At 50.4% G+C, this 25,046-nt stretch carries 21 protein-coding genes and 1 pseudogene; 15 read left to right on the forward strand and 7 right to left on the reverse strand.

The annotated features are described in order from the left end of the window. Positions 1-22 precede the first annotated feature (22 nt). Together RGB73_RS01760 and RGB73_RS01765 are read left to right on the forward strand one after the other, a co-directional pair. On the forward strand, positions 23-1,651 hold the full coding sequence (locus tag RGB73_RS01760) for an amidohydrolase (RefSeq protein ID WP_310768468.1): 1,629 nt from the start codon (positions 23-25) through the stop codon (positions 1,649-1,651). Between the two features lie 193 nt (positions 1,652-1,844). Further along, positions 1,845-2,498: a GntR family transcriptional regulator gene (locus tag RGB73_RS01765; RefSeq protein WP_310768471.1), complete on the forward strand. Its 654-nt coding sequence runs from the start codon at positions 1,845-1,847 to the stop codon at positions 2,496-2,498. Between the two features lie 93 nt (positions 2,499-2,591). On the opposite strand, the gene RGB73_RS01770 is transcribed toward RGB73_RS01765, so the two are convergent. Further along, positions 2,592-3,824, reverse strand: a complete 1,233-nt coding sequence (locus RGB73_RS01770; protein ID WP_310768473.1) for a MerR family transcriptional regulator — start codon at positions 3,822-3,824, stop codon at positions 2,592-2,594. 664 nt (positions 3,825-4,488) lie between these two features. Here RGB73_RS01770 and RGB73_RS01775 point away from each other — a divergent pair. The 8 genes from RGB73_RS01775 (at position 4,489) to RGB73_RS01810 (ending at position 12,556) form a co-directional block, all read left to right on the forward strand. After that, positions 4,489-4,938, forward strand: a complete 450-nt coding sequence (locus tag RGB73_RS01775; protein WP_310768476.1) for a PNPOx family protein — start codon at positions 4,489-4,491, stop codon at positions 4,936-4,938. Between the two features lie 102 nt (positions 4,939-5,040). Then, the gene (locus tag RGB73_RS01780; RefSeq protein ID WP_310768479.1) at positions 5,041-6,501 is read left to right on the forward strand and encodes a 4-hydroxyphenylacetate 3-hydroxylase family protein; all 1,461 of its coding nucleotides are present in this window, start codon (positions 5,041-5,043) and stop codon (positions 6,499-6,501) included. Between the two features lie 69 nt (positions 6,502-6,570). Further along, complete coding sequence (locus RGB73_RS01785) at positions 6,571-7,344, forward strand: carbon-nitrogen family hydrolase (protein WP_310768482.1); 774 nt, start codon at positions 6,571-6,573, stop codon at positions 7,342-7,344. Between the two features lie 28 nt (positions 7,345-7,372). Next, on the forward strand, positions 7,373-8,047 hold the full coding sequence (locus RGB73_RS01790) for a DUF2848 family protein (RefSeq protein ID WP_310768485.1): 675 nt from the start codon (positions 7,373-7,375) through the stop codon (positions 8,045-8,047). A 4-nt stretch (positions 8,048-8,051) separates the two neighbouring features. Next, positions 8,052-8,396 carry a cupin domain-containing protein gene (locus tag RGB73_RS01795; protein ID WP_310768488.1) on the forward strand — a complete coding sequence of 115 codons (345 nt, stop codon included), beginning with the start codon at positions 8,052-8,054 and terminating at the stop codon, positions 8,394-8,396. Positions 8,397-8,541: 145 nt separating this feature from the next. Beyond that, positions 8,542-9,852: an MFS transporter gene (locus RGB73_RS01800; RefSeq protein WP_310768490.1), complete on the forward strand. Its 1,311-nt coding sequence runs from the start codon at positions 8,542-8,544 to the stop codon at positions 9,850-9,852. Between the two features lie 100 nt (positions 9,853-9,952). Next, positions 9,953-10,768, forward strand: coding sequence for an adenylyltransferase/cytidyltransferase family protein (locus RGB73_RS01805; protein ID WP_310768493.1), 816 nt, complete (start codon positions 9,953-9,955; stop codon positions 10,766-10,768). Between the two features lie 45 nt (positions 10,769-10,813). Continuing rightward, positions 10,814-12,556: an amidohydrolase gene (locus tag RGB73_RS01810; protein WP_310768497.1), complete on the forward strand. Its 1,743-nt coding sequence runs from the start codon at positions 10,814-10,816 to the stop codon at positions 12,554-12,556. 147 nt (positions 12,557-12,703) lie between these two features. Here RGB73_RS01810 and RGB73_RS01815 read toward each other — a convergent pair whose 3' ends face one another. Then, positions 12,704-14,212, reverse strand: a complete 1,509-nt coding sequence (locus RGB73_RS01815) for an MFS transporter (protein WP_310768499.1) — start codon at positions 14,210-14,212, stop codon at positions 12,704-12,706. Between the two features lie 123 nt (positions 14,213-14,335). On the opposite strand from RGB73_RS01815, the gene RGB73_RS01820 reads away from it, so the two are divergent. From RGB73_RS01820 to yedA, 4 genes are all read left to right on the forward strand, one after another. Beyond that, the gene (locus RGB73_RS01820; RefSeq protein WP_310768502.1) at positions 14,336-15,010 is read left to right on the forward strand and encodes a TetR/AcrR family transcriptional regulator C-terminal domain-containing protein; all 675 of its coding nucleotides are present in this window, start codon (positions 14,336-14,338) and stop codon (positions 15,008-15,010) included. Between the two features lie 376 nt (positions 15,011-15,386). After that, positions 15,387-17,144 (forward strand): Rieske (2Fe-2S) protein, encoded by a 1,758-nt coding sequence (locus RGB73_RS01825; protein ID WP_310768504.1) that lies wholly within the window; start codon positions 15,387-15,389, stop codon positions 17,142-17,144. Between the two features lie 318 nt (positions 17,145-17,462). Beyond that, the gene (locus RGB73_RS01830) at positions 17,463-17,939 is read left to right on the forward strand and encodes an Lrp/AsnC family transcriptional regulator (protein ID WP_310768507.1); all 477 of its coding nucleotides are present in this window, start codon (positions 17,463-17,465) and stop codon (positions 17,937-17,939) included. Further along, positions 17,936-18,901 (forward strand): drug/metabolite exporter YedA, encoded by a 966-nt coding sequence (yedA, locus tag RGB73_RS01835; RefSeq protein WP_310768509.1) that lies wholly within the window; start codon positions 17,936-17,938, stop codon positions 18,899-18,901. The genes RGB73_RS01830 and yedA overlap by 4 nt, the downstream gene beginning before the upstream one ends. A gap of 81 nt (positions 18,902-18,982) precedes the next feature. Here yedA and RGB73_RS01840 read toward each other — a convergent pair whose 3' ends face one another. The 5 genes and pseudogenes from RGB73_RS01840 to RGB73_RS01865 all read right to left on the reverse strand — a co-directional run. Next, positions 18,983-20,134 (reverse strand): MmgE/PrpD family protein, encoded by a 1,152-nt coding sequence (locus tag RGB73_RS01840; RefSeq protein WP_310768512.1) that lies wholly within the window; start codon positions 20,132-20,134, stop codon positions 18,983-18,985. A gap of 401 nt (positions 20,135-20,535) precedes the next feature. After that, positions 20,536-21,825 carry an FtsW/RodA/SpoVE family cell cycle protein gene (locus RGB73_RS01850; RefSeq protein WP_310768515.1) on the reverse strand — a complete coding sequence of 430 codons (1,290 nt, stop codon included), beginning with the start codon at positions 21,823-21,825 and terminating at the stop codon, positions 20,536-20,538. Further along, positions 21,822-22,157 carry a PadR family transcriptional regulator gene (locus RGB73_RS01855; RefSeq protein WP_310768518.1) on the reverse strand — a complete coding sequence of 112 codons (336 nt, stop codon included), beginning with the start codon at positions 22,155-22,157 and terminating at the stop codon, positions 21,822-21,824. Before RGB73_RS01855 ends, RGB73_RS01850 begins: the two co-directional genes overlap by 4 nt. A gap of 114 nt (positions 22,158-22,271) precedes the next feature. Then, complete coding sequence (locus RGB73_RS01860) at positions 22,272-22,682, reverse strand: CGNR zinc finger domain-containing protein (protein ID WP_310768521.1); 411 nt, start codon at positions 22,680-22,682, stop codon at positions 22,272-22,274. A gap of 88 nt (positions 22,683-22,770) precedes the next feature. Continuing rightward, a pseudogene (locus RGB73_RS01865) lies at positions 22,771-23,564 on the reverse strand (NtaA/DmoA family FMN-dependent monooxygenase); the annotation flags it as partial. A gap of 436 nt (positions 23,565-24,000) precedes the next feature. Here RGB73_RS01865 and RGB73_RS01870 point away from each other — a divergent pair. Continuing rightward, a complete protein-coding gene (locus tag RGB73_RS01870) occupies positions 24,001-25,026 on the forward strand; it encodes an ROK family transcriptional regulator (RefSeq protein ID WP_310768524.1) in 1,026 nt (341 codons plus the stop codon). Positions 25,027-25,046: the final 20 nt, after the last annotated feature.

Here is a 25,046-nt window from a genome sequence, read left to right on the forward strand (position 1 = left end):
CATACGGGAAGGAAGGATATACATGAAAGCAGATCTGATTGTGAAAGGAAACAAGGTGTTCACGGGGCTGCTAAATCAGCCAGAGGAAGCCGCAGTTGTTATTCGCGGAAACAAAATCGTGGATGTCTGCTCGATCGAGGAGAGCCGCGTCTATGAGGGGGAAGGCACAAAAGTGCTGACGTATGCCGATCAATTGATCGTGCCCGGATTCCATGATGCCCATCTTCATGTCATGATGGGCAGTCTGATCGAGCACTTTTGCGTGATGCTCGGTGACACCAAATCGGAGGAAGAAGCGGCTGCGAAGGTGAAGGAATACGCCGATCTGCACCCTGAAGACGAATGGATCATCGGCTTTGGGTGGGACCGGAACGCTTGGGAGCGAAAGCAGGACCCACACAAAAGCTCATTGGATCGCCTTTTGCCCGATCGTCCTGTTTTTCTCCTCAATGTGGAGGCGCACTACGGATGGGCCAACAGTTGCGCACTTGAGCGGGCACACATCGACGAAACCACACCTGCTCCGGAATTTGGCATCATCGAGAAGGATGAAAAAGGAGAAGTTACCGGAATTTTGCACGAATCGGCAATGGCGCTCATCACGAAAGTTGCCTTCGCCTTTCCCCGCGAAAAACAGGAAGCCTTGCTTGCAGGCTTTTTGGCACACACCGCCAAGCATGGAATCACGTCTGTGGATGATTTGTACGGGAGTCTGGCGATTGGGGCCCTGGATGATTACAGCTTGTACAAGGCATTCGATAAAGCAGGAAAGCTGACCACACGCCTGCATTTTTATCCCCCGTTGAATGGGGACATCGAGATGGCAAAAGCGCTGCGCGATGAATTCCGCTCGGAAAAGCTGCAAATGAGCGGGCTGAAGCAATTCGTAGACGGGGTTGTAACCGGTCATACGGCTTATATGCTGGAGCCGTATCGAGATAAGCCGGACTCGCACGGAGAGCCGGTGTTTCCCGAGGAGGATATCAAGAAATGGGTGGGAGAAGCAGACAAGGAAGGCTTTAGGGTTCGCTTGCATGCGATTGGGGACAGGGCAATCCGGCTTGCGCTCGATTCCTTTGAAGAAGCGAAAAAAGCGAATCAAACAAACGATCGCAGGCATGCGGTGGAGCATGTGGAGGTCATCCACCATTCTGATATTTCCAGATTTCAAGAACTGGGCGTAATCGCCTCCATACAACCGGTGCACCTGGCCCTAATGCCAACAGAGGGTTTCCTGAAGCCGATCGGTGAGGAACGGTCGCCGTATTGCTACATGGGCAAAACGTTGCAGGATACGGGCGCGAAGCTTTCCTTCAGCAGCGATTTCCCGGTTGCCCCGATCAATCCGATGTTGGGGCTGCATCGTGCCGTTACGCGGATGGATTACGCCGGGCAGGCACCGTGGAATGAAGCGGAAGCCATCCCGCTTGCCGATGCGATCCGGTATTACACGATCGGCGGGGCGTACGGTGTCCGCCGCGAGCACGAATTAGGCACACTGGAAAAAGGCAAGTTCGCCGATATCGCCGTGCTCGATTGCGATTTGTTCAGCATCCCGGCGGAGAGGATCAAGGATGCAAAAGTCGTTTTGACCATCATGGATGGTGAAATCGTCTATGAAGCGAGTGAAACTTGTCTCTTTCGGGCATGATCAGGCACCTTACTCGTATTTCAAGTAGGTTGGTGCCATTTTGGGAGTGATCGTGAGTGCGTATGCTTGGCACGCCGGAGACAAGGATCCAAGGTTCAAACTGTTCATTGACTACCGAACACTGGATAAAGTACTATGTATACACTAATGGAAGTATGAATGAACATGCACTTATCGCGGTAGGGTGATGCAAATGAATGATTTGAATCTTAGTCCCATTGTCAAAGAAGAAACAACAAAAGAACGGGTTTACAAGGAGGTCAAAGGCGCCATCTTGAGCGGCCGCATCTCACCTGACGAGATTTTCACAGAGGTCAAACTGGCAGAAATACTAAATACATCGCGGACGCCAGTGCGGGAATCGCTTCAAGATCTGCAGAAGGAAGGGCTGGTCGTTGCCATTCCACGCAAAGGTCTTGCTGTGCGGAAAGTGACCTCGATTGAGATGGAGCAGATTTTCTTGCTGCGTAAATCGATCGAGAGTGAGGTCATTCAGAAGTTGATTGACCGGATCACAAGCGAGCAAATTCAGGTTTTGGAAGAAATTTGTCACCAGCAAGAAAAAGCGATGAACATGGCGGATGAAGTCTCCTTTATTTCATTCGACCAAGAGTTTCATCTCACGCTTACCAGGTTTGCGAACTATGAGCTGATTGAGCAAATTTTGCTCAATTTGCACAACTTGTGCACGTTGATCGGTCTACAAGCGGTGAAAAAGAAGAATCGGATGTCCGAGGTGTTGGCCGAACACCGTGAAATCATTGAAGCGCTTCGAAAGAAAGAACAAACCAAAGCGGTTGATGCCATTATCGATCATCTGGCGAGGACCAATGATTCGTTGCGCTAGTTGGGCGTTCCGGTAGCAAAAAACGGGAATAGAGTTGAAGTCCTGGTTACTTCTTTGTGCTGGACTTGAGAAAAACGGCGTGGTTCTTAGGAATCACACTGTTTTTTTTGCGATATACCCTTCTAAGTGAAAGCTTTCCTCCCCGACATGATGCTCGATATAAATCCCCGGTTGCTTGGTTTCTCCGATCGGAATCGTTTCAACCAGTTCAAATCGGCAACCTTCAAGATGGGTTTGGATGAACCCTTTCTCAAAGTTCAGCGGCAGTGCATTCGGATACATCTCGTACATTTTTTGAATCGATTTCGCACCGTTTTTGTAATGCGAAAAAATTCCGATAATCGCGGTGTCGTCTTTGCAATACCGGTTGAGCTTGGTCAGGGGAAAGACTGGATGAAAAAGCGCGTAGTCGTTGAACGACAGGCTATCGATCATATAGTCAACGCTATTGCAGGCAATCGGCAAATGAAGAGATGAGTTGACGATGTAGAGCACCTTTAACCTGGGATTGATGAACGTGATTTTTCCCTTCAGCTTCTTTACCATTTCCTCATTGCTGCCGCAAAAAATATACAGGGCGTCATCTTGTAGTAAATGCAGGTATTTGGGGAGCAGGACAAACGTGTCGATGCTTGGCTCCAAAATAACCTTGTTGGTCAAAGGATAGCTTTTCAGGAGCTGGTAGATAAATAGGCCGCTTTTTTCCATCAACCGGGTCAGCTCGGTGGATACCTCACTTACGGTTTTCGGTTCGTACAGGTAAGCCCTGTTCTGGATCGAATCATCCAGATTGGGTGCGTACAAGATTCCGCCCTCAATCTTGGCTTGATAGCCGCATTCGCAATGTACGGAGGCATCCACGATCCATTCATGCATGATGAGCGTGTTTTGCAGTTGGAAGGAACCGGAGCAGACCGGGCAGCGCAGCAAGGGAATGAGCGATATGGAGATGCCTGTCACGGCTTTTTCTTCTTTTTTGTGGTGGACCGAATCGATAATCGAATCGATGTTTGCCATGGCCTCATACAGCTTCGTGATTTCCAACGCCAGCTCATCCTTCTTGGTTTCCAACAGCTGTACGAACCTTTCCCAATCATCGAGATCGCGCAATAACGTAACACGCTTTACTTTCAGGATATTATCGATTTCATTTAACGTGAAGTGAAGCGATTTCAATTGGGTAATAAAGGTCATATCGTCTTCACAAGTCTGATCGTACTCATAGTGGGATTCTTTTTTGGTCGGGATTAAAAAGCCCAAGCTGGTATAATAGCGGATCGTATCGATGGAGACGTTAAATTTCTTTGCGAACAAACCTATTTTCATATGGTTAGTCCTTCCCTAGAGTATACTCCGTGTTTTTCGCGAAAACGGCTCGAAATGGGTGGTTGCCCTGTAGATAAGTCCACCCACTAGTATGGTGCTAGGAACTTGCAGAGTTATTGGCAGCCAGAAGAGAAAGCGGTTACAAGGCTGCTCCTCAGGAAATACACGATGCAGGAGGAAGGCTGCCTTCAACTTATATTCTAACATTAGCAGCTAAGCTGTCCACAGCACTTCTCACTTCTCCCAAGGAAGGATGGCTCGGCGTATCCGATTTCCGGATTTACGATGCGTAGGCGCAAAGGCAGGAATTTGCTGGGAGCACCGCCTAGAAATCCAAGGCAATTGTAGGAGAATTCAAAAAACACTTGACTACATAATACCGAGTTCTGTATTGTGTATACATAAAGCGTGGTTGGAAGAAGCTGATTGTCTTCCCTGCCGGGTTTGCGAATATCCACTTGCCAGGAAGTTCGTTGAAACTTCCCGTTATCTGTCTCCATTACTGAGTTTGCAGGCAGTGAATAAGGAACCAGAAGGGGTGGAGAAGCATTTGTCGATCATCGAGGGAGTGAGTCTGGTGAGACGGAGCTTGCAGCGAAACGAAACACGCTTCAACTTGTAGAAGCGATCGAATCGATCACAAAGAAGTGGGGGGATTGAATACATGGGTAAACCTGTTGAAGCACTAAGTCAGGATATGGTTTCCCTGATTCAGGGAAGCACGATTGTGCTGCTAAACGTTGTACATAGGGAAAGCGAAAGGGTCTACACTACTGCATTATCATGGGTGTATGCCATTAACGAGAGGAAGATTCGCTTCGCAATCGATGCCAAATCGGAATTTGTGAGTATTTTGGAAAGGAACCCCGAGCTGGTTCTTGCTTTTATCGGACTTGAAAGCGTATACTCCATCGTTGGCAAAGCGGCAATAAAAATGAGACAGACAGAGGGGACTACTCTCAAACTGGCTATTCTTGAAGTGGATGTTCAAGAGGTTCGGGACATCATCTTTTATGGTGGAAAGGTCGTCACGGAACCGTCTTTTGTCAAAACGTATAATGCTGAGCTTGCGAAAAAGCTCGACCAAGAAGTGAAGGACATCATCTACCGTTGATCCTCCTTGCAACCTCCGGAAAGAGTTTTTTTACTGCTTTTTGTGTATACACAACACATAACACGGGATACAAAAATAATTACCCTGAAGGAAGGCGTCGACATGAGAACTGGACAACAGTATATTGATTCGCTAAAGGATAATCGCTGTATTTATATCGATGGTGAACGTGTGCAGGATGTAACGAATCATCCCGCATTTACCGGGATTATCAATACGGTGGCAAGACTTTACGACATTTCTTCAGATGAGAAAAGCAACATGGCATATGTAACGGAAGACGGCACGATCGCCAATAAAATTTACATGATTCCGAGAAGCCGCGAAGATCTGAAAGAACGAAGAGAGGCAATCAGTAAGTGGGCAGAAGCCACATGCGGTTTTGTAGGCCGCAGTCCCGATCACGTTGCGGCTTTTCTGGCCAGCTTTGCTGGAGCATCCCACGTATTTGAACGAGGTGGCCAACGTTTTAAGGACAATGTTGTCAACTTCTATAAGCAAGTAAGAGACAACGACCTTTACGTGTCCTATGTCATCATTCCGCCGCAGGTCGATCGCAGCAAGGCCGCACATGAACTGGATGAAAAATACGTGGCCATGGCCGTATATGAAGAACGCGAAGATGGCATTGTCATTCGCGGGTCGCAAATGCTGGGAACCGGTTCTGCCGTAAGCGATTATTTGTTCTGCAGCGTTATCTCGCCGCTTCGCCCCGGAGACGAAGATTACGCCATTTCTTTTGCGGTACCGATGAGCGCACCTGGGCTGAAATTATATGCACGCCCGAGCTATGCGCAAAACAAACCAAGCACTTTCGATTATCCGCTGTCGACCCAGTTTGATGAAAGCGATTCGTTTGTCGTATTTGACGATGTCTTCATTCCTTGGGAGCACGTATTCATCTACAAAAACATCGATATCGTTCGCGCGCAATTCCACGAGACACCGGCTCATGCGCTCGGTAATAATCAGGCACAAATCCGCTTTGCCACGAAACTGAAATTTGTGATCGGGGTTGCACGGAAAATTGCGGAAATGAACGGGACTGACAAATTCCCGCAAGTGCAGGAAAAGTTAGGGGAGCTCGCGTCCATTGCATCAAGTGTGGAAGGGATGATGCTCGCATCTGAATATCAATGTCTGCATGACGAAAATGGGGTAGTTCGCCCGAATCCTCGGTTCCTTTACGGCATTGTCGGTATGCAGGATACGATCTATTCCGGTGTCATCAAAATTTTGCGCGAATTAGCGGGAGGCGGAGTGCTGCAAGGACCGTCCACTTACAAAGAACTGATCAATCCTGAAACAGCCGCAGACATCAAGAAATACATCCGCGGTGGGAACGGTGATTCCACGCAAAAAATTCAATTGTTCAAATTGGCCTGGGATATTGTTGGTTCTGAATTCGGCGGACGCCATCAACAGTACGAAATGTTCTACAACGGGGCGCCTTTCGTAGTGAAAGGATACTCATTCCGAAACTACGGTTACCACGAAGCAGTCGATCTCGTGAATCGTTTTCTGGATTCGTACCAGCTGCCGCAACCATCCAGCACTCGCTAATCAAAGTTTCCTTATCTTCATGAGCAACCATAGGACCAATGTGAAAATGGGAAGAGGAAGTGAACCGCTATGAAAGTTGCATCCGTTCAAATTGAAATAAAAGACGATGAGTCGAAAGCCCAGCGCATCCGTAGAGTCGAGTCAATGCTTGACGAGCTTGAGGGATACGATCTGCTTGTTTTGCCGGAAATCTGGGCAACAGGCTACTTTTCCTTCGAACGGTATCAGGAGGAATCGGAACCGATTGACGGGTATTTTTCTCAGACGTTTTCCGCAAAAGCGAGGTCGTTGGGATCGTACCTTTTTGCCGGAAGCTTTGTTGAGAAAGACGGCGACCACCTTTATAACACAAGCGTGATGTTTGACCCGCAAGGCCATCGGATCGCAACATACCGCAAAATTCATTTGTTCCGTTATGGCTCGGACGAAGGGAAACTCTTGACCCGCGGGGACGAGGTTACGGTGGTTGATACAACATTCGGAAAAGTAGGGTTGGCTACCTGTTACGACTTGCGATTTCCCGAACTCTTCCGCAAGCAGGTTGATCTTGGAGCCGAGCTGCTTCTGGTGACATCCGCTTGGCCGCATCGACGTCTGGCGCACTGGAACCTGTTCAATCAGGTCAGGGCTTTGGAAAACCAGTGCTTTTTGATCTCCAGTAACTGTGCCGGTACCAACAAAGGCAATTTCTTAGGAGGCCACAGCCAGGTAGTCGACCCATGGGGTACTGTGATCGCCTCGGGGGGAGAACAGGAGACGATTGTGAAAACGGAAATCGATCTGAAGCAAATCGAACACATCAGAGAGACTTTCCCGCAGTTGAAGCACCGGGTATTGACGTAAATCTTCAGGAAGGGGAGAAACATATCCAATGAAAATTCATAGCAACGGAATCGAGCTGCAATGGGAACCGGCCAGATTGATTATTGCCGGTTATACCGGAAAAGACCAAAAGGCTGTTCAGCAGCATATCGACGAACTAAAAGAACTGGGGATTCCGGCACCGCCGCGGATTCCGATGATTTACGACCTCTCTCCGGAACTTATGCAGGTGACCGAGGAAATTACTGTCGTTCACAACCATAGCAGCGGCGAAGCCGAGGCTGTGCTGCTGGATGTGAATGGAAAATGGTACCTGGGGCTCGGCAGTGATCATACGGATCGGGTGTTGGAAGCGACCTCGATTCAAAAATCGAAACAAGTCTGCTTAAAGCCGATTTCTTCCCAAGTGTGGCCGTTAGATCAGGTCAGGGATTACTGGGATGAAATCGAGATGGAGAGCTGGGTCATCAAGGATGGGGTTCGGCATGAGTATCAGAAGGGGAAATTAGGCAGTTTCCTGAACCCGGACGAGCTGCTCCATATTTTGCGTGAACGCGACTATGAGAGCAAGGGAATGGCCGTATTCTGTGGGACTTTGCCGCTGCATAACGGAACATTCCACTACGGGGGAACCTTCGTCGCCGAGCTTCGCGACCCGAAAAATGGCAACAAGATTCAATTGAAATACGATATGAAGCTGTTAAAAGACGCTGAGGAGGCATAACAGGATGGCAAAACCAGAGCTGGAATTTACCGATTATCGCAAGTTTGAAGCCACACCATTTAGCAGTGTGAAGGGACTTTCTGAGAGAATCATTGCAGCCGATCCCGAAAAGAATGTAGCTACGCGTATCCTGCAATTCGAACCAGGTACGGATACTTCCCCGAATGGCATTCAGATTCATGATTTTTGGGAGGAGCTGTACATTATTGAAGGATCCATTATTGATTTGCAGCTAAATGAAGAGTTTACACAAGGAATGGTGGCGTGCCGTCCGCCAGGTATGAAGCATGGACCATGGAAATCCCCAAATGGCTGCAAAATCTTTGAAGTACGTTATTACGGAAAATAGAGTATCGACAGGCAAGAATCCCGCCCATCCGGAAATCACACGCTCAACAAGCAGCCTATTTCCTGATGGGCGGTACTTCTATTACGGAGCCAACCCTGATGGAATCGTTCATAAAAAAACGGTGCGCGGCCTAAGGAGGTATTTTATGAAAAACCAAGGACAACCAGCTGTAAAGTCCAAAAAAGTGCTGTTCGCTACCTTGATTGGAAGCACGATCGAGTTTTACGATTTCTTTCTTTATGGAACAGTTGCTTCACTCGTATTTAACAAGTTGTTTTTTCCAAGCGATAACCCTCTTGTGAGCTTGTTGCTTGCCTATGCCTCTTTCGGCGTTACCTTTTTCGTTCGTCCTTTAGGCGGTCTCATATTTAGCCACATGGGTGATAAATTCGGCAGGAAAAATACGCTTGTCATCTCTCTGGTCTTAATGGGAATCTCAACTGTATGTATTGGGATCTTGCCGACGTATGGTACCATTGGAGTTTTGGCACCGATTCTGCTGGTAACACTGCGTCTCGTTCAAGGTGTTGCGCTGGGTGGAGAGTGGGGAGGGGCGGTTCTGCTGGCGGTTGAATCTGCGCCGAAAGAAAGGCGTGGCTTTTTTGGAAGTTTCCCGGCTATGGGAATCCCCCTCGGTATGCTGCTTGGAACATTCTCTATTTCGCTAATGAGTTTGCTGCCCGAACAGCAGTTTTTATTGTGGGGCTGGAGAATTCCTTTCTTGCTTAGCGCACTTTTAGTAGTAGTGGGTCTGTGGATCAGGATGGGGCTTGGGGAAACCGAGGCTTTCCATGAGGAAAAAGAAAAAGGGAATGTCGTGAAAATCCCCCTGTTTGTTGTGCTTCGCCATCACTGGAAAGCCGTTCTGATCTCATTAGGAGCCAAATGTGTAGAGGTAGGACCGTTCTATTTATTCACTACATTTTTTATCGGCTATGCTACCAATATCGGCTTTACCAGAACGACAACGCTAAATGTCATCACCGTTGCTACCCTCGTTACGACAATCTGCATTCCGTTAATGGGAATCCTGTCTGACAAAATTGGTCGAAAGCGAGTTTTTCTGTTAGGGGCATCCGCTCTTGCTGTCTTTTCTTTCCCGTATTTTTACCTGCTCTCGTTACAGTCCGTTTTTTGGTTGTATGTCGTTTCGATCATTGCCCTCGGAATTTTTTGGTCCTCGATTGCAAGCATTATTGGCACGATGTTCTCTGAAATGTTTCATACGAATGTGGGGTACACAGGCATAACTCTCGGCTATCAAACTGGTTCCGCTCTATTTGGAGGAACAGCACCGATTGTCGCAACCTTTTTGCTAAGTACTTACCATAATTCCTGGGTTCCACTTGCTGTCTTTACGTGCCTTCTCAGCGTAGCCTCTTTTCTCTCGGTTTCGCTTTTGCGCAGCGCAAATGAGCAGAAGCACCTGGAGAATTCTGCAAGCCAGAATCATTGATGGAAACAGACATGAAATAGGGTATTTCGAGCAAAACGATCGGCAATGTATACACAATACCGTATTCAAATTAGGCAGCTGAAGGGGAGCGTGTTGCAGCATGGAAATGGAATACATCACACACTCACCGGATGTGTCGTTACCCATGGATGAGCAGCATGTCATGGCAGTAGGTTTCTTTGACGGTGTTCACCTAGGGCACCAATCATTACTTCAACAGGCGAAAGCCATTGCAAAAAAAGAGGGGCTCAAGTTTACGGTGATGACCTTTGACCCGCATCCCCATGAGATCATTAAACAGGAGACCGATCGGAGATATATTACTCCGCTTGATTCAAAACTGCAGAGAATCTCTGCGTTTGGCGCCGACAAAATTTTTGTCATAACATTCAACAGCTCCTTTGCTTCCATTCCTGCCGATACATTTATCAGGAAATACATGATTGGTCTTCACGCCAAACATGTGGTTGTTGGCTTTGACTTCACCTTTGGCCATAAGGCTCAGGGGGATGTTGAATACTTGCGGCAATTCAGCAAAGATCATTCATTTGAAGTAACCGTTATGGCGAAAATGACACAATGCAATCAAAAAATTAGTTCCACACTCATACGCAATCTGATCAGAGTCGGTGATGTTCATCTGATCCCGCATTACTTGGGGAAGCATTATGAAATTCGTGGGGCCTTCGTAGAATCTTCGAGTCAGTCGTTCCGAATCGATCCCAAATACGTGATGCCGAAACCCGGTCTCTATCAAGTGGAGATCCAAACGTGCGGGACAACAACCAAAGGACTTCTTTACTGCGGTGACGAGTCCTGCATGGTAAGCAGCCGTTCGATAGTTCCGCAAACAGGCGAGGACATCACGGTAAAATTCCTGCAACGCTCCGCTTCGAAGATGCCTGTAACGAGATAGGTTTTGCAACCGTTCGTAAATTCCTATTGAAGGAGAATGACTACAATGAAAACGTTCCCTTTATTTTTTGTAGTAGTTTTGCTTTTGAGTTCGGTATGGACAGGGAATGCACTGGCGAATCAAAAATCGAATCAAACGGCGGAATTGATCTTCATAAATGGAAGCGTTTACACGGTTGATAAAGACAGAAGCAGGGCTGAAGCGGTTGCGGTTAAGGATGGCAAGATTCTCTACGTCGGTGATGACAAGGGAGCTGCGGCTTTCAAAGGGACCGACACCCGAGTGATTGATCTGCAGGGGAAAATGCTTATGCCCGGATTTATCGACAGCCATGCCCATGCATACCTCATGGCGGAAAGCCTCTTTTGGCTCGATATTACCAACTATTCCACTTTGGCGGAATACCAACAGGCCATCAAGGATTACGTAAAGGAGCATCCCGATCGTAAGCAGTTGCGTGGCGTAGGCTGGAAACGAGATCTAATCGAAGCCAGCGGGCTCACTCCAAAAGAATGGCTCGACCGAGTCGTCCCCGATATTCCTGCTGTCTTTATCTCGAGCAGCCATCACGATTTATGGGTCAACTCAAAGGCTCTTGAGAATGCAGGGATAGACAAGAACACCCCTGATCCCCAAGGAGGTATGATTGAACGCGATCCGAAAACAGGAGAGCCGACAGGGATATTGCAGGAATTTTCCGCCCATAATCTTGTGATAAACGCTCTTCCCCAGCCTGACTTTACCGTAGAGGAATATAAAGAGACGCTGTTAGCATGGCAGGAATTTGCCGCGAAAAATGGAGTTACCTCGGTATTCGTGCCCATTCACTACCCAACCGAAAATCTGCTGAAAGCATTTGCAGATATGGACAAGGAAGGGAAATTGACCTTACGATACGATTTGGGCTTATGGGCGGATGAGACGAAAGGGACAGCGCAGATTGGGAGATTCAAAGAATTGCGTGACAAATATCAAGGAAAGCTGTACAAGGTCGATTCGATAAAAATATTTGCTGACGGTGTCGGCGACAATCAGCTGGTGTGGGATCAAGACGTCCTGGAGAAGACCGTGGCTGCTTTGGATAAAGAGGGTTTCCGCGTTTATGTCCATGCGATTGGAATTCAGGGATTTTACCCCAGCAGCAATGTTTTAGACGCCTTTGCATATGCGGCAAAGGTAAATGGAAAAAGAGATTCCCGGCATGTGATTACCCATATCGACTGGGTTCGGGAAAATGATGTTGCCAGATTTAAGGACTTGGGAGTGATACCTGTTCCTCAGCCTGCTTGGTTCGGCAATGACTGGTACACGGATGTAAAAGGAGAAGAGCTGAAGAATCTTAATCGGATGAATAGCTATTTTGAAGCCCGTATACCCGTTGCTTCATCAAGTGACTTCCCTTCAACATCCCAATTTCTAAGCGACTTCCGGCCCTTTACAGGCATTGAAGTAGGGATAACCAGACTGGATCGGGACAAGACCACTGAAGCCGATCTACATAAAGCAGTATGGCCTCAGGAAAAAGCTTCTCTCGAAGATATGATTGCCAGCTATACAATCAACGGCGCTCATTTGATTTTCGCAGAGGATGAAAGAGGCTCCATAGAGGTAGGCAAAAAAGCGGACTTGGTCGTTTTCGATAAAAATCTTTTCGAGATTCCCGTAACGGCAATTAATGAATCAAAGGTTTTGTTGACTTTGTTCGAGGGGAAGGAAGTATTCCGCGATCCCGCGTTTGTTTACACAAGCAAATCAGGGCTTCCCGTACACGTCTCGACAGTACCATAAACGAATGAAAGAACGTGGCATAAGAGGCAGCACTCTGGGGTGTTTGTTGTTTACGTAGTCCTTGACAGGAATGAGGAGCGCCGCAGGGAACGCTTCCCCGCGACGCAAGAGGACAATGTCCTGCTTCTTTTTCGACGATTCTTCCATCTACCTTTCAGCCGAGCCTTCAGTTCGATCGGCTGGAGCTTTCGAAACAAGCATGCCCTTGCCGAAGAAGAAGCAGATGACGACGGCAGTGATGGCAAAGACAAGAGCCAGTCCGAACTGTTGATGGAAGGCGGTCGTCAGGACGTCCGTCACCTTTTCCCTAAGATCAGGCGCCAGGTCCGACAGATTGAGATCGTTCAGATGGAAATTTGCGTTGCCGCCCGGAAAAATATCCTGCAGGGCAGCCAAGCCGCTGTTCAACCTCTCAGCGAGCAGACTTCCGAAGGCGCTCATGCCAATGCTCGCGCCCATGGTTTGAAACAGCTGCACGGTGGATTGCGCGACGCCTCGATCCGCTTCCTCCGCGGATTCCTGAATGAGCAGGGTATCCCCGGCCATCAAGGTTCCTGTACCGATGCCCATGATGAAAAAGCAGAGGGCGGGATAGAGGAAGCTTTGGCCCGGATGGATGCTGAGGGCCATCAGTAGTCCCGCAACAGGGAACAGGAACGAGCCGATGAACAGAGTGCGATAGGGAATGCGGGATATCAGGAAGCTGCACGCCAGTCTGAACGGGAGGGCACCAGCCATTAGCATCAGCGTGAAGTAACCGGATACCGTGGCTGAAAAACCCATGGCGATCTGGGCGTAATACGGGAAAGAGGACATAGCCCCCATCAGGCCGCACATAATCGTGAACATTAGGAGGGCAATGACGACGATGTTGCGGTTCCGCAAGAGACGCAAGGGAATGATAGGTTCCACTGCCCGGCGTTCGATGAGTATGAATAGAACGAGCAGGAACGCGGAAGCGCCGAGCAGCGCCAGCACCGGCGGAGAAGTCCAGCCCAGGCCCTTGTTCTCGATCAGCACGGGAGCCAGCAGCAGGGACAGGATGGCTCCCACCAAAGTCAGCGCTCCGAGGTAATCCACGGAACGCGATTCGCGGTGATTTCTTTCATGCAGTCCCAAGATCATCAGAAGGGCAGCCAGCGAGCTGACGGGAAGATTGATCAGGAACACCCAATGCCAGCTCATATGATCCGCCACATAGCCGCCAATCATCGGTCCGACCAGCTGGGGCAGAATCATCATGATGCCGAATAGCCCCTGCAGCTTGATTCGCTGCTCCAACGTAAAGGTTTCTCCGAAAATGACCATGGCCAATGGCATCAGACCGCCTGCACCGACCCCTTGGATGCCGCGGCCTAGAAGCAGGAGCTCCATCGTTGGTGCGGAGCCGCTCACAAGTGAGCCGAGAATAAAGAGAGCGATACTGATCAAATAAAGCCGTTTGCGTCCGAAGATGTCGGAAAGCTTGCCAATGATGGGCATGCAGGCGGTCATCGTCAGCATGTAGATGCCGGCTACCCAGCCGTAGAGCGTCATGTTGTGCAGATCGCGGATAATGGTAGGCATGGCCGTCGAAATCACAGTCTCATCCAGCCCGGAAAAGACCATGCCGATCATGAGGGCGATAAAGACCAAAAGCTTGTTGGTTTGCTTCATGGGGAATCCCTCCATTATGACAGTCTAACACTGTAAGGTTGAACCTTACAGTGTTAGATGCTATCATGAACCTATGAATCTGTAAAGCGAAACTTACACTGTTAGATAGAAGGAAGGATACCGATGAAAAAGCAGCAGCCGCAAATCTCGGAGGAGAAGATTTTGGAAGCCTCGTGGGAGCTTCTCGGGGAAGAGGGCATCGAGAAGTTCAGCATGAGACGATTGGCCGACCGGCTGGGGATTCAGGCTCCCTCACTTTACTGGTACTTCAAGAGCAAGCAGAAACTTTATCAGCGTCTGGCCAACCAGGTATCGAGAATGATTCTGGAGGAGTTCCACTCCGAGGGGGACTGGAAGGAGCAGCTCGGAGGGCTTGCGGTAACGATACGTAAGGTGGTCTGCAGGTACCCTTGCTCCACGCAGCTCATGATGCTGACGCTGCCCCTCGAACCGGACATGGTTCGCTTCACCAACCGGATGCTACTCTGTTTGGAATCGACTCCACTTGAAGAAGAGCAGAAATTACAAGCGGTTCTTACGCTTACGAACTATGTCTTGGGATTCGTTCTGGACGATTATCAGGATCAGCTCAACCTTAAGGAACAGGGAGAGCATACGGACGGGGAGATGGTCCGCCTACTGGATTCCATGAGCGAGACGGAAGCGGGATTGTTCCGGAGGATGTACAAGAGCAGGCTGTTCGAGACGATGGGGACTGACGGGGCGTTTGAGTTCGGCTTGAAGTTGATTCTGTTGGGGATTGAGCAAGTGATAAAGGAGAAAGAAAATAGCATGTAAAAAACGCTCGTCCGGTTATCGGACGGGTGGTTTCTGCGGGGCGTACGTTTCGTTTATCAACGAACGGACAAGATCTTGCAAATCCTTAATTAAATTTTGGGAAGCTAAAATGACCGGGATTCCTTTTATCGATCAGGAACCCCGGTCTATTCTTTTGTTCTGACCGAACGCCTGCGTGTACCGCAATCATGGGAGAACTCACGGGGCTGCATTTCGCAAAAGTCTTTAACAGCACTCCACAGCAAATGCGCCCTAGTACTTTTACATCAGATAGATTGGCAGCGACATTACAATACATTAGAAATTAAAATGTTGACAAAGTTGGGAAGTGATGATAAATTTGCTTGAAAATACAGAATTTTATGGAGGGATCAGCATGCAACGAACCCAAAGCCAGCCATGGATCAACGCGGGTACACTGACGTCGATCCAAGAGAAGGGCCACAAGGTCATCCACGGCGGGATCGCTGTGTTTTATCATGAGGAACAGGTATATGCGGTAGACAATCGCTGCCCGCACTTGGGATTTCCCCTGCATATGGGCAGCCTGTGCGACGGAATTCTCACCTGTCATTGGCATCATGCGCGCTTTGACGTCTGCAGCGGCGGAACGTTGGATCCGTGGGCGGACGACGTGCCATCCTATGAAGTGAAAATTGAAAATGGCGAGGTTTGGGTGAATCCGCATCCAAAACAGACGAACAGCATTGAGAAATACAAACTTCGGTTGCGAGAAGGCCTGGAGCAAAATCTGGGTCTCGTGATTGCCAAATCTGTCGTCGGATTGGTGGAAGCAGGTGTTCCAGCAGCGGAAATTATGGAGGTCGGCATCAAATTCGGAACCGTCTATGGAAGAGGCTGGAATTCCGGACTCACCATCCTTACCGCGATGGCCAATGTGCTGCCGAAGCTAGATAAAGCAGGAACGATCCTCGCGCTTTATCAAGGGCTGCTTCATGTGGCCCGCAACAGCTCCGGTGCTGCGGCACGGCATCTGCTCAAGCCGCTGCCGGGGGACGACGTTCCGTTCGAGCGGTTGAAGGAATGGTACCGAAACTGCATCGAGGTCCGCGACACACAAGGGGCTGAAAGAGTGTTGCTGACGGCGATCCGCCAGGGGGCTTCTCTGGAGCAGCTTTCGGAGATGATGTTGATGGCGGTGACGGATCACTTTTATTTGGACGGCGGCCATACATTCGATTTCCATAATAAAGCGTTTGAAGCGATTGGCCTTATCGGCGAACAGCACACCGAGCAGACGTTGACCTCACTGGTAAGGCTCCTCGCCAATCCGACCCGGAGCGAGGAACTTCATCAATGGCAGTCGCCAGTGAATCTAGTCGCCCCGCTTAAGGAAGCTTTCGCCCAGCTGGATAGCCTTCCATTGGCCGCGCCCTATACGGATATTTCCGCAGAGGACGAGAAGAAATTGATGGAACAGCTGTTAAGTGACGAACCACTTGAAACGGTAACCCTTGTGACGGAGCTCTTGAAATCCGGCGCACATCCGGCCGGGCTGGCCCAGCTGGTGGCTTTAGCTGCAGCGGAACGAATCGTCCGTTTTCATACCCAAAATGATTTTGGGGATTGGATCTCCGTTTTGCATACCTTTACTTATACCCATGCGGTGCATGAGCGCTTGCGTCGCTCGACCCATCCTCTGCTCATCCGGGCGATCTACCATGGGATAATCAGCATTTATTTGGATCGTTTTTTGAATATCCCCGCGGCAAAACGTCCGGATGGCTCAGCCGTCCCCGCCGTCGACACTACCCGCCCGGAGCGGCTGCTTGACATTTTGGATCAACGCCAGCAGGTGAACGAAGCGGCTCGCTGGACAGCCGGCTACCTGCACGCTGGCGGTGACCCGAACGCTTTGCTTAATACGTTGGGTCATGCGCTTTTACGCGAAGACGCGGAATTCCATTCGTTTCAAATGTACGAAGCTGCCGTCGCCGAATATGAGCTCTGGACAACGCGCAACGACGCCTTCGCCGCCCGCGCTGGTGAAACGATGCTTCTGGCGGCAACCCGCTATTTAGCTGCCCACGCCCCAACCCCCCGCGAGATGCCGCATTTGGCCAGCATTGCCACTCGGCTGCACCGGGGCGAGCGGCTATTCGAAGAGGCGTAATTCCAGCCTGATAACAGGGCAGGCAAATTTGCAGGAAAGCTGGTCGAACACGCTATAACGCACTTGAACAGGGTGTCATTGTTGGCGCCTTGTTTTTATTGCGAGTATGTAGAGTGTTGTGTCCGAAGCAAATGGTACGCATGTGTGCAGAGACCGCGAACGAACCGTAAAGGGAAAAGGCGTTTTTTATCCGAGCTTTTACGTTTTATTTTGAAATATTGCCGGTTTTTTACGATTCGTTCGAATTTTAAATGTCATGATTACGAATGGTTCCTTTCTGTTGGAATTATGCTACTATTTCCACAGGAGGGATCGGAGATGGATGAAGTAGATCTCAAAATTGTGGAGCTGCTGGAGGAGAACGGAAGGCTTTCGCACGAGGAAATCAGCAAGCTCTTGCACATTTCGCGCCCGGCTGTCCATCAGCGGGTAGGAAAGCTCGAACGAAACGGAGTGATCAAGGGATATCGCGGCATCATCGACTGGAGGCGGCTGGAGCAGAAAATCAAAGTCTTGATCTTCGTAAAAGCGAGATGCCAAAACTTCAAGGAAATTGCAGGCAAGATCGTGGATTTGCAGGTGCCGAACGTGAAGATCGTCGAGTGCCAAAGGCTCGCCGGCGAATGGTGCATGATGCTCAAGGTGCGCGTGAACGCCCCGGAGGATCTCACCCGCCTGATCGATGAGATGGTCAAGCATGAAGAAGTCTTGGAAACCTCTACGACATTCATTCTGTCTACAGTGTACGAGGATGGTCGGAAGGAAATAGGAGACGAGGGTGGAATCGGGCGATGACAGAAAGAAAAGATTCAAAGCTGATTGCTGTGACGACCGCTTTGCTGATGGTGTACCTGTTTTGGGGCGGCACTTATCTCGGGATGAAGATCGCCATCGAGTCCATGCCTCCCTTTATCATGGCCGGGGTGCGATTTTTTCTGGCCGGTGTCGTTCTGCTTCTGATTGGGCGCTGGAAGGGAGCGGAAATGCCCAGCGCGCAGGAGTGGCGGGGAGCCGGGATTGTCGGTGCGCTGCTTTTGCTGGGAGGAAACGGTGTCGTCGCTTGGGCGGAGCTAAGGCTTCCCTCTGCGATTGCCTCCTTGCTGATCGCCACCGTGCCGCTATGGATCCTCGTGTTCAACTGGGTAGGCGGGAGCAGGCAAAAGCCTACGCTCGGGGTGCTGGCAGGTATTCTGGTTGGTCTCTCGGGAGTGGCTGTGCTGGTCGCCCATCCTGGTGGTGGAGAAGAGAAAGGCGTCGATACCATCGGAATCCTTGCCCTTTTATTTGCATCGGTCAGCTGGTCGTTCGGGTCGTTGTATTCGCGTACGGCAAAGCTCCCCGCCTCGCCTTTGATGTCGACCGCATTGCAAATGATCGGCGGAGGGATCCTGCTCAGCATCGCATCGTTGTTCCTCGATGATTGGACGAAGCTGCACGTGACGCAAATCTCGCTTCGCTCCTGGATCGCATTCGCCTATTTAGTCGTATTTGGATCGATTCTGGCCTATACCGCGTACATTTGGCTGTTGAAAAACGCAGAGCCTTCGCTTGTGTCCACATATGCCTTCGTAAATCCGATTGTCGCGGTCTTTTTAGGATGGCTGCTGGCGGATGAGCAGCTGAGTGCGCAGTCATGGGTCGCTGCCGCCATGATCATTGCTGCCGTCGCCATCATCACGATGTTTCGCGGCAAGAGCGCCGGGCGAGCGAAAGCGCCTGGGCGAAAAGAGGAAGTCGAGCTGCGGGCGAGCGAATGAAAAAAGGAACGATAGTTTTCCGCATGAAAAAAACTTCCCCGGCAAAAGGGAAGTTTTTTTCTGCTAATGACTGCATCTTGCTTACAGCAGGGCAAGCAGAGCTTGTAGATCTTTTTCGTCCTGCAGCTCATTGACTGCTTTGACCACCTTGTCTGCCTTCTTCTGGGCACCGGCCAAGGCGTCGGCCAGCTTTTGCCGCAGCTCTTCAGGAGACAACGCATTGCCGGGCGCGCCGCGTGGACAATCGACTCGTTCCCGGTAGATGTGCCCGTCAACAGTCGTTACCTCGACAATGGTAAACCGGCCTTTTGGCACTGCGTGGGGAGCTGCTTCGATTCGTTCATCATACGCTCTTCGTACGCGCGGCATGAAGCGGCGGATCGTGTCATCGATCGGTGCCCTTGTAAAGTTCTGCAGGGACAAGGCGTATCCGTTCAGGGCGAGCGCCGCTACGTATTCGACGCTGAAGCGGCCCTGCTCGCCGGTTCGGGGATTGGTTTCCACCAGGGCGGCATCGCCGTTGGGAGGAAATACGATTCGGACGCCTTCGATGTCGCTCGTGGAGAAGGCGTGGTTTGTTGCGAGCCGTAACGCGGCATCGGCTGCATGGTGGGCAGCGGAGCAAAATGGATAGACCTTGAACCCACTTGCCTGTGTCGCCGCAAAGCCGATCGCCGTCTCCAACTGTTCGGCAGTAAAGCGCTTGGCATAACCAGCTGCGACTGCTGCGGCAATCGCGCCGAGCGTCGCCGTATTGTGCCATCCCCGGATGTAGTGGCTGGTTCCGATCGCCCTTCCCAGGCGAGCCATCGTCTCAACGCCCACCGTGTAGGCGGCCAGGAAACGTTCTCCGCTCAAGGGAGACGTCGCGGCCACGGAAATCAGCGCAGGCAAAATGACGGTTCTGGGGTGACCGCGGACATCCGAATGGACATCGTCCAAATCCAGGGCGTGACCGATAAAGCCATTCAACAGGGATGCAGCTAAAAAGCCCGCTTTTCTCTTTTGCCCAATCACCGGGACATCCGCGCGGCTGCCTTCCGCATCGATGATTCTCCACAACTTCCGGATGCCTTCATCGTCGCTAGCGGCGAAGCCGGACGCCAAAAAGTCGATTACGCCGGAGCGTGCGGCTTCCATTGCGGCTTCGTCTTTCTCGGGGCGGGAAATTAGCACAAGACGCGCGAGCTCCTTGGTCAGCGTACCGTTGTGCTTGCTTTTATCGTTCATCATTTTGCTCATCCCTGTTTATTCTTTCCGGATCTGCAACCGGCACGCTGGCAGCGATCGACAGGCACGGCCTTCTCTTGCAGCTCACGGCCGGGGCGCAGCAGGGTACGGTAGCCTGGTTCTTAGGATCTGCAGCCGGCGCGTTGACGTTGATCGGCGGGCAGAACTTCTTCTACAGCTCTTGGCCGGGGACGGCCCGGGCGCGGCAGCCTGGTTCCGGTCAACACCCTGAAAAAATGCGTTGAGGCACTGGAGAACATGAAGCCAGAGATTTTTGTGCCAAAGGACATTGCGGATGCAGCTCGTGCTTCTCTGGAGCGCATGCTCGAAGTGGCACCAGCGTAAGTCTAACAACAGTTACAGATGAAAAGGGAGAAGAGCCCCCGGGCTTTTCTCCCTTTTTTTCAACCGCGATTTTGGGATAGCGGCAGTATGTCTTTTCGGCGATAAATACTGAGCAACAAGCCGATCAAGGCCATTTGCAGGATCAGCTGTACGGACCCGTTGCTGAAAAACGGCAAATCAACGGAGGAGATCGGAACAAATCCCACGGTCATCAGGATGCTCCAGAAATACGGGGTGAAAAAGAGGGACATCAAGCACGCCATCAGCAAGGAACCATAGCGGTCTTTCACCAATTTCATCGCTCGAATGAGGCGCAATAACAGCAAGAGCCCAATCACCATAACCGCTGCACCTGTCACCAATCCAAAGCTGTGTACCACATAGGCAAAGACAAAATCATACTGGACATCGGGCACCCTGTCCAGTCGCGCCCCAAGGCCGTTGCCCCAAAGACCGGCGGAATGCACCGTTTTCATCAATTGCAGCGTCAGATAACCGGCCCCGTCCGGATCGGCATATGGGTTTAAAAAAATCGACAAACGCATTTTCTGGTGTGGGGCGAGCAAATAGAAAAAGCCGGAAATAAATACTGTGAACATACCGAGAAACCCGAGGATATGTCCGCGTTTTTTCATCAGGCTCATTACCAGCACGAGAAAGGCAATCGTAAACAGAATGAAGGCAAACATGTCATGGGCGTTAGCATACAAGGCGAACGGGAGTGGGAAAAAGCCAAGCGCTTTGAAAAACGTAGAACGACGCTCCCAGTTCCAGTCGGAGAAAATTCCTGCCATGGCGATAGCCAGCAGGTAAGGACTGATGCGAATCCAGTCCAGCTGCAGGGAACCAATTTCTAGAAAAGGAGTACCATTTATCGTTGTCCCCGACACGATGGTAAAGATCATGAGCAGAAATGTAAACGAATAAAGCAAGGTGCTGTACCGTTTGATTTTCGTGTAATTGAAAAAGAGCATGGAGGCGAAAGCGACAACGCCGCATGACATACTGATCAGCTGTTTGGCAAATCTCCCAGACTGCTCGGACAAGCTCAGCGAGTACATGGTCAGCAGTCCCATACCAATGAGAATCGACACCATGACCATGACGCTCCACTCCATGCGCGGCTTATGGGCCTGATGCAGCTGTTTCCCGATCGTGACAGGGTCTCCCATCACCGCTATCGCTTTTTGGATCGCGTCCTCCTCGCTGTACCCCATGGATTGGAAGTCCTCTATTTTGTCAGCAAAATGGCTCTCCAATTCAAGCGTAATCGATTCGTGCACGTCTTTATTGGAGATCTGCCCACAAACCCGCAGTATGTATTCATTCAGCTTCTCTTTGCCATTCATGCCTGTCCCCCTCCCAACACTTGATCGACAGCCGTGCGAAAAGACACCCATTCTTGTTTCTTTTCATTCAAGTGTTCCTTACCGGCTTCGGTGATTTTGTAATACTTCCTCTTTCGTTCACCTTCCCCGTCACTCCAGTACGAGTCCACCATCCCGTCCGCTTCAAGCGTATGCAGAATCGGGTACAGCGTGCCTTCTTTTAGCGAGAGAACCCCATCCGAGTGCTTCTCCATCTCTTTGCTCATCTCGTACCCGTACATCGGCTTGCGATCAAGCAGGGTCAGAATGAGAATGACGGTGCTTCCTTTCATCAATTCCTTGTTGATTTTCATAAGAGCCTCCTTTGCCTAGAATTATGATACATCGAATATCTAGGTATAAGTGTATGCCAGACCATCTTTTTTCGCAATACGTTTCGTTCCAAAACAGCGAAAAACCTGTCTCCCTTATTCGGGGTTCAGGTTTTTTCGCTTGTAAAAGGTTGCCGCTTTTTGGCGATTGCCGCATAACTCCATGCTGCACCATCTGCGTTTTCCCGCTTTTGACGTGTCGGCAAAGTACAGGACACAGTCTTCATGCTCGCATTTGCGGATGCGTTCGGCCTGGACGGTTTGCAACGTATGGACGACAGAGATCGCAATTTGGTACAAAATATCGTCGGTTTGGGTAGCGCCTCTGTATCGTTCCGCGAGCTTGTCTGACTCCAGTTCGATGTCTGTGTACAAAGGAATTGCTTGAATGAAAGAACGCAGCCGTTCGCAGGAGTCGGCAGAGATTGTTTTGGCCTCCTCCAGATCGAGCAAAACGGAGCGACAAATTTCACGAAGAGAGATCAATCGCCGCTGAAGTGTCGTCATTGTTGCTTGTCTGCGAGAAGAGTGGAATCAGGCTCCAGACAAATTTCTGCAAGCCATCTAATCATTGTCGCTTCCTCCTGCAACCACCGGGAGATCGTCCATACGATACCACCTTGCTTTTCACGCTTTGATAAAACGATTGCGCATCGGCCAGATTGTTTTGGGCGGTGAAGATGACCTCGGCCGTTCTCGCGGCCAAATGCTGGCCCGGCTCGGAGGAACCCGCCTGGATGATGACCGGATGCCCTTGCGGGGGTCGAGCGATGTTCAACGGTCCGCGGACGGAAAAAATTCGCCGCTGTGATTCAAGGTATGAAGCTTGCCCGGATCAAAAAACGCTCCCGATTCCTTGTCCCGGATCAGCGCATCGTCTTCCCAGGAATCCCACAAGCCTTTGACGATCTCGACGAACTCTTCCGCACGCTGGTAGCGGAGGCTGTGCTCCATATGTTTTTCACCACTGAAATTCCCGGCGGTCGATTCGATCGAAGAGGTGACGACATTCCAGCCGGTCCTCCCGTTGCTGATATGGTCGAGAGATGCGAATTGACGTGCGATATGGAACGGCTCGCTGTACGTCGTGGAAGCTGTCGCGGCCAGGCCGATTCTGGATGTGACTTCGGCCAGCGAGGACAACAGCGTGAACGGTTCGAAGCGAGCCAGGACATTCGGATGGGAATCCTGGTTGATGGATAAGCTGTCGGCAAGGAACAGTATGTCGAGCTTTCCGCGCTCGGCAGTCCTTGCCAGCTCTTTGAAGTAGGAGAGATTGATGCTGCCGTCTGCTTGGGCCTTTGGATGTCGCCAGGATGTGGATGCCACATGATGTCCTGTCCCGGCCAAAAAGACGCCGATTTTCAACTGTTTCTTGCCTGTTTCCACTACCTTCCACACTCCTTCATGAAGTATAGCTAAGCACGTAAAAGCGCGAGGAAAATCACTTTTCGAAAGATATACTATTTTCATAATGACTATAAATTTACTCGGTATTATAGGTGAAAAAAAGAGGTCCTTGCTCCAAATTCTTAGTAAATTTAACGCCTATAACGCCTAATAGTCAGACTGTCAAGATAAATGACAACTTTTTATTGAAGGTAAAAATGCTGGCGATGAGAGCATCTCGTCCGAATCCCATGGCCGAAAGAGCCTCCCGTAACGACCGAATCCCACGGCCGAATCCGATGAAGGATGGGATAGGCATGTTCTGGGGCTGTGGGATTATTTTCCTGATGGGCTTCCTTTCACGCGGGCGCCTTGCTATGATAAATACACTTATTAAATGCGTTTAATAAGTGCTTGGAACCGAGGTGATGTTTTTGTGAGCGAAAAGATGGTTACGCCAAAAGACATGAAGAGCGCAATCGTGAAGGGCATTCGCGCCACGCTGCTATCGTCCGGCAGCGCAACGAAAGTCGAACTCAGTGAAAAGCTGGGCATCAGCTTTCCGACGATCAGCAAGTGCATTGCCCGGATGGAGAAGGCTGGCGAAGTTTTTTCCGCCGGACTCGATGACTCGAGCGGCGGCAGAAGGGCTCAGCGGTACGCCTATCATCCGGACTATCGGCTGGTCGCGACCCTGTTTCTTGAGAAAACGGAAACGCATTACACGGTCTACAATGCTGTGGGAGAAGTGAAGGAGAAGGGATTGTGTTCCGGGCTGCTTCAGGACGGCATCGAGATGCTGGCAAGGCAAATCGAGGCTTTGATCAAACGGCACCCAAAGATCCGTTCGCTGGCATTCGGCGTGCCGGGAGCGGTCAACGACGGGCGGATCATCCATATTCCAGGATACGAGAGGTTTCAGAATTTTGACCTGAAGGGCTTTGTGGAAGCGCGATTCGCGCTGCCTGCCATCGTGGAGAACGATATGAACGCGGCCGTCTTGGGCTACTCCGACAAGTTGGAGCTTTGCGAGAACCATTCCCTTGTCTATCTGTATTTCGGCCAAAACGGTCCAGGGGCAGGGATACTCGTCAACGGCAAGGTCGTTCGTGGAAGCACATCATTTTCGGGTGAAGTTTCTTTCATCCCCCTGTACGACCGTCGAAACTTTCAACAAGCGATAACGAACCCAGAGGGAGTTCCCGCCATGCAGGACGACATCGGGGTGGATGCCGTAAGCCGGCTCGTCTCCACGTTCGCTGCGATCCTGAACCCGAATGCCGTGATCTTTTGCCGTGACGAAGTAACCGAGGAGCTTTTGGACGCCATCGTTACAAGAAGCGCTTCCTATATATCGAAGGAGCATTTGCCGACCGTTGCGGTGAGCGATTGGAAAGAAGACTATTTGCACGGATTGAAAAGGCTCGGGCTGGATCTGTTGATTGCCGCAAACGACGATTGAATTTCTAGAACGGGAGCGGA

It is taken from the genome of Brevibacillus brevis, assembly GCF_031583145.1.
In the GTDB taxonomy this organism is placed as follows: domain Bacteria; phylum Bacillota; class Bacilli; order Brevibacillales; family Brevibacillaceae; genus Brevibacillus; species Brevibacillus brevis_E.

Excerpts from the sequence above, each read along its gene's own strand:
- RGB73_RS01760 (WP_310768468.1), top strand. The coding sequence starts at position 23 with ATGAAAGCAGATCTGATTGTGAAAGGAAACAAGGTGTTCACGGGGCTG.
- RGB73_RS01765 (WP_310768471.1), top strand. The coding sequence starts at position 1,845 with ATGAATGATTTGAATCTTAGTCCCATTGTCAAAGAAGAAACAACAAAA.
- RGB73_RS01770 (WP_310768473.1), bottom strand. The coding sequence starts at position 3,824 with ATGAAAATAGGTTTGTTCGCAAAGAAATTTAACGTCTCCATCGATACG.
- RGB73_RS01775 (WP_310768476.1), top strand. The coding sequence starts at position 4,489 with ATGGGTAAACCTGTTGAAGCACTAAGTCAGGATATGGTTTCCCTGATT.
- RGB73_RS01780 (WP_310768479.1), top strand. The coding sequence starts at position 5,041 with ATGAGAACTGGACAACAGTATATTGATTCGCTAAAGGATAATCGCTGT.
- RGB73_RS01785 (WP_310768482.1), top strand. The coding sequence starts at position 6,571 with ATGAAAGTTGCATCCGTTCAAATTGAAATAAAAGACGATGAGTCGAAA.
- RGB73_RS01790 (WP_310768485.1), top strand. The coding sequence starts at position 7,373 with ATGAAAATTCATAGCAACGGAATCGAGCTGCAATGGGAACCGGCCAGA.
- RGB73_RS01795 (WP_310768488.1), top strand. The coding sequence starts at position 8,052 with ATGGCAAAACCAGAGCTGGAATTTACCGATTATCGCAAGTTTGAAGCC.
- RGB73_RS01800 (WP_310768490.1), top strand. The coding sequence starts at position 8,542 with ATGAAAAACCAAGGACAACCAGCTGTAAAGTCCAAAAAAGTGCTGTTC.
- RGB73_RS01805 (WP_310768493.1), top strand. The coding sequence starts at position 9,953 with ATGGAAATGGAATACATCACACACTCACCGGATGTGTCGTTACCCATG.
- RGB73_RS01810 (WP_310768497.1), top strand. The coding sequence starts at position 10,814 with ATGAAAACGTTCCCTTTATTTTTTGTAGTAGTTTTGCTTTTGAGTTCG.
- RGB73_RS01815 (WP_310768499.1), bottom strand. The coding sequence starts at position 14,212 with ATGAAGCAAACCAACAAGCTTTTGGTCTTTATCGCCCTCATGATCGGC.
- RGB73_RS01820 (WP_310768502.1), top strand. The coding sequence starts at position 14,336 with ATGAAAAAGCAGCAGCCGCAAATCTCGGAGGAGAAGATTTTGGAAGCC.
- RGB73_RS01825 (WP_310768504.1), top strand. The coding sequence starts at position 15,387 with ATGCAACGAACCCAAAGCCAGCCATGGATCAACGCGGGTACACTGACG.
- RGB73_RS01830 (WP_310768507.1), top strand. The coding sequence starts at position 17,463 with ATGGATGAAGTAGATCTCAAAATTGTGGAGCTGCTGGAGGAGAACGGA.
- yedA (WP_310768509.1), top strand. The coding sequence starts at position 17,936 with ATGACAGAAAGAAAAGATTCAAAGCTGATTGCTGTGACGACCGCTTTG.
- RGB73_RS01840 (WP_310768512.1), bottom strand. The coding sequence starts at position 20,134 with ATGATGAACGATAAAAGCAAGCACAACGGTACGCTGACCAAGGAGCTC.
- RGB73_RS01850 (WP_310768515.1), bottom strand. The coding sequence starts at position 21,825 with ATGAATGGCAAAGAGAAGCTGAATGAATACATACTGCGGGTTTGTGGG.
- RGB73_RS01855 (WP_310768518.1), bottom strand. The coding sequence starts at position 22,157 with ATGAAAATCAACAAGGAATTGATGAAAGGAAGCACCGTCATTCTCATT.
- RGB73_RS01860 (WP_310768521.1), bottom strand. The coding sequence starts at position 22,682 with ATGACGACACTTCAGCGGCGATTGATCTCTCTTCGTGAAATTTGTCGC.